Raw genomic sequence first — 5,962 nt, 5'->3', positions numbered from 1 at the left:
GAATAAATTTGTTCTTTTTCTGTAAAAAATACTGTACCATGAAAGAGACTGCAATGTGGCGCTACATAGATTCGTTTTAGATTCTCAATTCAGCGTCGACTGGAGAATGGAGGACGTATGGCTGGAAATCCTCATAAAGCTGAAACTAGTATAGCTATGGATTCAACTGATGCAATCATTGTTGATATTCTCGAACATGATGGTCGAGCGACGTTAACTCGTTTGGCGAAGGCTTCGGGTTTGTCTGTTTCTGCAGTTCAATCTCGAGTGCAAAAGCTTGAGTGTAAAGGTGTTATTACTGGTTATCGCGCGTTAATTGATTATGAGCGTCGTGGTTTACCTGTAAGCGCATTTGTGTCTGTTACGCCACTTGATTTTGGGCAGGAAGCTACAATACCTAACAAATTGCGTGATATTTCTGGTATTGAAGCTTGCTATTCGATTACTGGTAGTCCAAGTTTTATGCTGGTAGTGCGTGTTGCTACGCCAAGCAAATTGGAAGAACTTATTAATACCATTCATCGCATAGTCCCTGTTAGTACAGAAACAACTATGGTTCTGCAAACATATTTCGATTAAATACTATGTGTGATTTTTCTGAAACAACGGTTGACGCGCGCGATACATCTCTTACGACATGTTGCAAAGTTGCTGCCGAAGAGATTATTGTGTTGCGTCAATCTGTTGATAATTTTGATAATGCAATAATTGCGCTGCTTGCTGAGCGGTTTAAAACTACGAAACGAATTGGTGAGTTGAAGGCTGAAGCTGGATTTGCTCCTGAGGATTCTAAAAGAGAGCAGCAGCAAATAGAAAGTTTGCTAAATATTGCGGAAAATGCCGGATTAGATTCTTCGATTGCGTTGAAATATCACGAGTTTGTTGTTACTGAGGCTAAGAAACGTCATCAGCAAATGCAGTCTTGAGATTAGATATTTCTGTTATTTTAATTGCGTTGAACTATAGAATCACAATCAGTTTGTAGATTTTGAAAATAGATTTTCGCATATCGGTATGTAATGTTTTTGTGCATACGCGTGGCTATCTGAGTAATAAAGGCGGATAATACAAGTATGACTATTGCAACTGTTGAACGTTATGCGCATATGCTTGATGCTGCAAGTCGAGGTGGCTACGCATACCCTGCTATCAATGTTACTAGTACGCAAACTCTTAACGCAGCGCTGCAGGGATTTGCTCAAGCTGAATCTGATGGCATTATCCAAGTTTCTGTCGGTGGCTCTGCTTATTTTTCGGGTCAATCTCTCAATAATCGTGTTGTTGGTTCAATAGCATTTGCAAAATTTGCGCACGAAGTGGCAGCTCAATATCCTAATATCACTATTGCGCTTCATACAGATCATTGTGCTGAGCAATATTTAGATGATTGGATTCAACCACTAATTTCTTATGAAACAGAACAAGTCAAAAAAGGCGAAGAACCATTATTTCAGTCGCATATGTGGGATGGCTCAACGGTGCCTTTGCAACATAATCTAGACGTTGCAGAACAGTTGCTGGATGCTTCGCAAAAATCTCGCACAATTCTTGAAATTGAGATTGGTGCTGTTGGTGGAGAAGAAGACGGGCATCGTGCTGATATTGACGAGAGATTGTATTCTACGCCTGAAGATGCTTTGCGTGTTGTAGATAAACTTGGCTTGGGTGAACGTGGCAGGTATATGGCAGCGTTTACTTTTGGCAACGTTCATGGAGCCTATAAGCCTGGCGTTGTAAAACTGCATCCTAAATTATTGCAAGAAATCCAAAAAACTGTATATCAGAACTATCAAAATATTTGTGATACTCGCACCTTTGGCGCTTCTAAAAAGCCGTTCCTGCTGGTATTTCATGGCGGATCTGGCTCTACTGCTCAAGAGATTGCTGAAGCTGTGCGTTACGGCGTAATTAAAATGAATATAGATACCGACACTCAATACGCTTTTACTCGTGCAATCGCTGGTCACATGTTCAGCAATTATGACTCTGTTCTTAAAATAGACGGAGAAGTTGGCGAAAAGAAGTTGTATGATCCTCGATCTTGGGGTCGTGAAGCCGAAAAAGCCATGGCTCAGCGTGTAGTAGAAGCTTGTGTGCAGTTAGGTTCTGCTGGTAAAGCACTGAAATAGTAAATTTTTAATTTTATATATTTCATTTTCTTATTCGGTAGGGGCATAGAGATAGTCTTAACAGGTAAGGATTGTGCTTATTTGAGCAGCGTTAGCTCAAAAATGGAGGTGCGGCATGCCTGGTATTGTGCTTATTGGAGCTCAATGGGGTGACGAAGGTAAAGGCAAAGCAACAGATTTAATTGGTTCAAAGGTTGATATTGTCGCACGTTTTAATGGCGGTAATAATGCTGGGCACACTGTCGTTGTTGGCGATAAATCTTATGCATTACATTTACTTCCAAGCGGAATTATCAGCCCTAATGTTACGCCTGTAATTGGTAATGGTGTTGTTGTTGATCCAGAGGTATTGCTTGAAGAAATTGACGCTTTGGAATCTCGCGGTGTAGATTGTTCGCGCTTGCTTGTGAGCGAAGCTGCGCATGTTATTACTCCGTATCATCGAGTTATTGATAAAGTAACTGAGCGTTTTCTTGGCAAACACAAGATCGGCACGACTGGTCGTGGTATTGGACCTACTTACGCAGATAAAATTAATCGTGTTGGTATTCGAGTGCATGATTTATTTAATGCTGATCACTTGCGCGACAAAGTTGAAGCAAGTTTGCATCAAAAGAATCAAATGCTTGTAAAACTTTATAATCAACATCCTATTGATATTGATGCAGTTACTGCTCAACTTGTGGAGCTTGGCAAACGCTTGAAGAAATATGTTGCTGATACTTCATTAGTATTGAATGAAGCAATGGATGAAGGCAAAACTGTGCTGTTTGAAGGTGGACAAGCCACAATGCTTGACGTCGATCATGGCACTTATCCGTTTGTAACTTCTTCAAACCCTACTGCTGGTGGTGCTTGCACGGGTACTGGTGTTGGTCCTACTCGTATTACGCGCGTAATTGGAGTAGCGAAAGCGTATATTACTCGTGTTGGTGAAGGTCCATTCCCAACTGAACTTTTGGATGAGCAGGGTGACTGGTTGCGTGAGCAAGGCCATGAATATGGTGTTACAACTGGTCGTCCTCGTCGTTGTGGATGGTTTGATTCTGTAGTAAGCCGTTATGCAACTCGCGTAAATGGTTTGACGGATATTGTTCTTACTAAGCTTGACGTTTTGACTGGTTTGAAGGAAATCCCAATTTGCGTAGCTTATGATGTAACTTTGTCTGATGGAACAGTTCAGCGTATGGAAGAAATGCCTGTAGATCAATCACTGTTTGCTTCTGCGAAACCAGTATACGAGATGCTTCCAGGCTGGAATGAGGATATTTCTCAAATTCATAAGTTTGAAGATTTGCCTCAAAACACGCAAAGTTATGTAAAGCGTTTGGAAGAGCTTTCTCATTGCCGTATTTCTGCTATTGGAACTGGTCCGCAGCGTGATCATATCATTAGTGTTCACTCACTAACTGACTGAAATTGTTTATTATTTTATGATTAACTTAGCAAAACGGCACTTCTCGGTTGGGAGTGTCGTTTTGGTTTATGACGATAATTTCAAAAAGAGTGAAAATGAGTAAAATAAGCGGAAAAAATAAAAAAAATAATTGTCGATTATACTTTTTAGTTTTTATTGGTGGTACATGTGGAGCTTTCGTGCGCGCAGTAATTTCTTCTTATGCGCACACGATTCACCAAGTAGACGGACAATCATTTATATTTGGTCAGCTTACTTTAGGAACTTTTTTGTCGAATATGATTGCATGCTTTATTTTTGCTCTTGTTACTGCAATATCTGTTAAAGCTTTAACGCAAGAAAAGCAGACTTTGTATAAATATGCGCTAGGAACAGGCTTTTGTGGCGGATTGTCGACTATGTCTACTTTCGCGTTTGAAAGTGCAATGTCTTTTATGTCTCCACGCATGACGCTTGTTGTTTTGGGCATGCTTTTTTCGCTGCTTTTTGGCGTTTTTATGGCTTTTGTTGGTAATTGGGTTGGAACAGGAATTGCGAATTGCATGAACAAAAAGCAAAGTCGATCTGTTGCAGAAGCTAATACTAAGGTGATGAAGTGATGAATTCTTTATACGTTTTTATTATGTTTATTTTGCCTTGCTTTTTTGGCGGTTTAGGTGCTGTTTTAAGATGCGCAATGACTAAAAAAATTTCAGCTGCTCATAAAAGCGAAGTTCCAGTTGCAACGCTATTTATCAATTGCGTTGCTTCATTTGCTATAGGTGTTATGTCTAATGTTTTCATGGTTGCAGCTGCAATATGTGGAGTACGTTTTGCTTATTTGATGATTTTGGGATTTTTGGGTGGATTTTCCACGTTTTCTACTGCAATTTTTGAAGGTGTGGATCTTATTCAAAGAAAGCGCATAAAAGATGGAGTGTTCTTGCTTTTTGCAGAACTTATTGTTCCATTCTTTGCTGCTTCTGTTGGGTATATTGTTTCGCAAATATTGTTACTGTACGTAATTTAGTATTTAGAAGTTAAGTGTTGTGCGCAGAATCGAGTTGTAGTGAAGTTTAAGAATGCATTGAGCTTTTTGAGTAATAACTTAAAGCAAATATCAAAAACTTTTTGCCAGCTTCGTTGGAAAGTAATATTAGCTGGGATATTTGTCGGCGTTGTTTCTGGTTCATTAGTAGCTTCTTACAGGCTTGGTATTGAATACGGTACGGATTTTGCGCGTTGGATGTATTTACAAATCCGGCATAACGCATGGTGGATTTTGCCATGCTTAATTTTTGCTGTAATTGCAGGTTTAATTATTGGCTGGATGAGTCGTAAAGAAAGTATGGCTTCTGGAAGTGGTATTCCTCAAGTCGTGGGATATGTTAATCGCGGTTTGAATATGCGATGGCACACGATTCTGCCAGTGCGTTTTGTTGGCGGTTTACTTGGTTCTTTATTTGGATTGTCTCTTGGGCGTGAAGGTCCATCTATTCAAATAGGTGCATGTGGTGCTCAAATGTTGTCTCGAATTTTCCGTAAAGGTAGGCGTGACGATATTAAAGAGCATTATGTAGTAACTGCTGGAGCTGCAGCCGGTTTATCTGCTGCGTTTTCTGCGCCACTTTCTGGAGTTATGTTTGCTATGGAGGAGATTCAGCACGGCTTAACTTCAATTGTTCTTATAGGAGCTGCTGCAGCTGCTTTATGTGCTGATTTTGTTTCGCAAACTTGTTTCGGGTTGCGTCCAGTTCTTGATTTTGGTCAGATTCCAGATTTGCCAATGAACTTGCATATTTGGATTATTCCTCTTGGTATTTTTGCAGGTTTTGTAGGCTCGATAATGAATCGTTCGTTACTTGGTTTGCAAACATTATACGGATATTTGCCAAAGTGGATGCCTGTTGCTATTGCTTGCTTAATTGCAATACCAGTTGGCTTGTTCCTGCCTGAAGTTCTTGGTGGCGGATCTAATTTAGTGCGACTTTCTGAATATGGAAAAGCAAGTCTTGCAATGCTTTGTTTGCTATTTGTGGCAAAAATGTTGTTTACTTCTACGAGTTTTGGTTGTGGCGCTCCCGGTGGTATTTTTATGCCTATTCTTGCAGTAGGTGCGCTCGCAGGTGGTGTTGCTGCGCGCTGGATTACTAGCGTTTCAGCATTTGGCATTGATACAAAATTTGTATCTGTGTTTGCAGTTTGCGTTATGGCTGGTACGTTGTCTGCATCTGTAAAAGCTCCACTCACTTCGATTTTGCTTACTGTTGAAATGTCTGGAACTATGATTCATACGCTTCCAGTTGCAGCTTCTGCATTTATCGCATTGTTTATTTCGGATATTCTAAAAACTAAGCCAATTTATGGTGAGTTACTTGAACGCTATATGAAAGTTAATAAAGATTTAGTATTGCCATCTGTAAATTCTGTAAAATAG

At 40.0% G+C, this 5,962-nt stretch carries 7 protein-coding genes; all 7 read left to right on the top strand.

Going from position 1 to position 5,962, the window contains the following annotated elements:
- The first annotated feature begins 117 nt into the window (after positions 1-117).
- Positions 118-579 carry an Lrp/AsnC family transcriptional regulator gene (locus A5295_RS05395; protein WP_064622053.1) on the top strand — a complete coding sequence of 154 codons (462 nt, stop codon included), beginning with the start codon at positions 118-120 and terminating at the stop codon, positions 577-579.
- A gap of 5 nt (positions 580-584) precedes the next feature.
- A complete protein-coding gene (locus A5295_RS05390; protein WP_004110050.1) occupies positions 585-926 on the top strand; it encodes a chorismate mutase in 342 nt (113 codons plus the stop codon).
- A 147-nt stretch (positions 927-1,073) separates the two neighbouring features.
- Positions 1,074-2,129 (top strand): class II fructose-bisphosphate aldolase, encoded by a 1,056-nt coding sequence (fbaA, locus tag A5295_RS05385; RefSeq protein WP_064622051.1) that lies wholly within the window; start codon positions 1,074-1,076, stop codon positions 2,127-2,129.
- Positions 2,130-2,244: 115 nt separating this feature from the next.
- Positions 2,245-3,546 (top strand): adenylosuccinate synthase, encoded by a 1,302-nt coding sequence (locus A5295_RS05380; RefSeq protein WP_064622049.1) that lies wholly within the window; start codon positions 2,245-2,247, stop codon positions 3,544-3,546.
- A gap of 95 nt (positions 3,547-3,641) precedes the next feature.
- Positions 3,642-4,145, top strand: coding sequence for a CrcB family protein (locus A5295_RS05375; RefSeq protein ID WP_064622047.1), 504 nt, complete (start codon positions 3,642-3,644; stop codon positions 4,143-4,145).
- Complete coding sequence (locus A5295_RS05370) at positions 4,145-4,555, top strand: CrcB family protein (RefSeq protein WP_004110041.1); 411 nt, start codon at positions 4,145-4,147, stop codon at positions 4,553-4,555. Before A5295_RS05375 ends, A5295_RS05370 begins: the two co-directional genes overlap by 1 nt.
- 57 nt (positions 4,556-4,612) lie before the next feature.
- Positions 4,613-5,962: a ClC family H(+)/Cl(-) exchange transporter gene (locus tag A5295_RS05365; RefSeq protein ID WP_231875300.1), complete on the top strand. Its 1,350-nt coding sequence runs from the start codon at positions 4,613-4,615 to the stop codon at positions 5,960-5,962.

Origin of the sequence: Gardnerella sp. 26-12, assembly GCF_001660745.1 — a bacterium.
Taxonomy (GTDB): domain Bacteria; phylum Actinomycetota; class Actinomycetes; order Actinomycetales; family Bifidobacteriaceae; genus Bifidobacterium; species Bifidobacterium swidsinskii.
This window is presented reverse-complemented; position numbering and strand designations above follow the sequence as displayed.

Bases quoted from the DNA above. Each gene is read 5' to 3' on its own strand.
- A5295_RS05395 (WP_064622053.1), top strand. From the start codon at position 118: ATGGCTGGAAATCCTCATAAAGCTGAAACTAGTATAGCTATGGATTCA.
- A5295_RS05390 (WP_004110050.1), top strand. From the start codon at position 585: ATGTGTGATTTTTCTGAAACAACGGTTGACGCGCGCGATACATCTCTT.
- fbaA (WP_064622051.1), top strand. From the start codon at position 1,074: ATGACTATTGCAACTGTTGAACGTTATGCGCATATGCTTGATGCTGCA.
- A5295_RS05380 (WP_064622049.1), top strand. From the start codon at position 2,245: ATGCCTGGTATTGTGCTTATTGGAGCTCAATGGGGTGACGAAGGTAAA.
- A5295_RS05375 (WP_064622047.1), top strand. From the start codon at position 3,642: ATGAGTAAAATAAGCGGAAAAAATAAAAAAAATAATTGTCGATTATAC.
- A5295_RS05370 (WP_004110041.1), top strand. From the start codon at position 4,145: ATGAATTCTTTATACGTTTTTATTATGTTTATTTTGCCTTGCTTTTTT.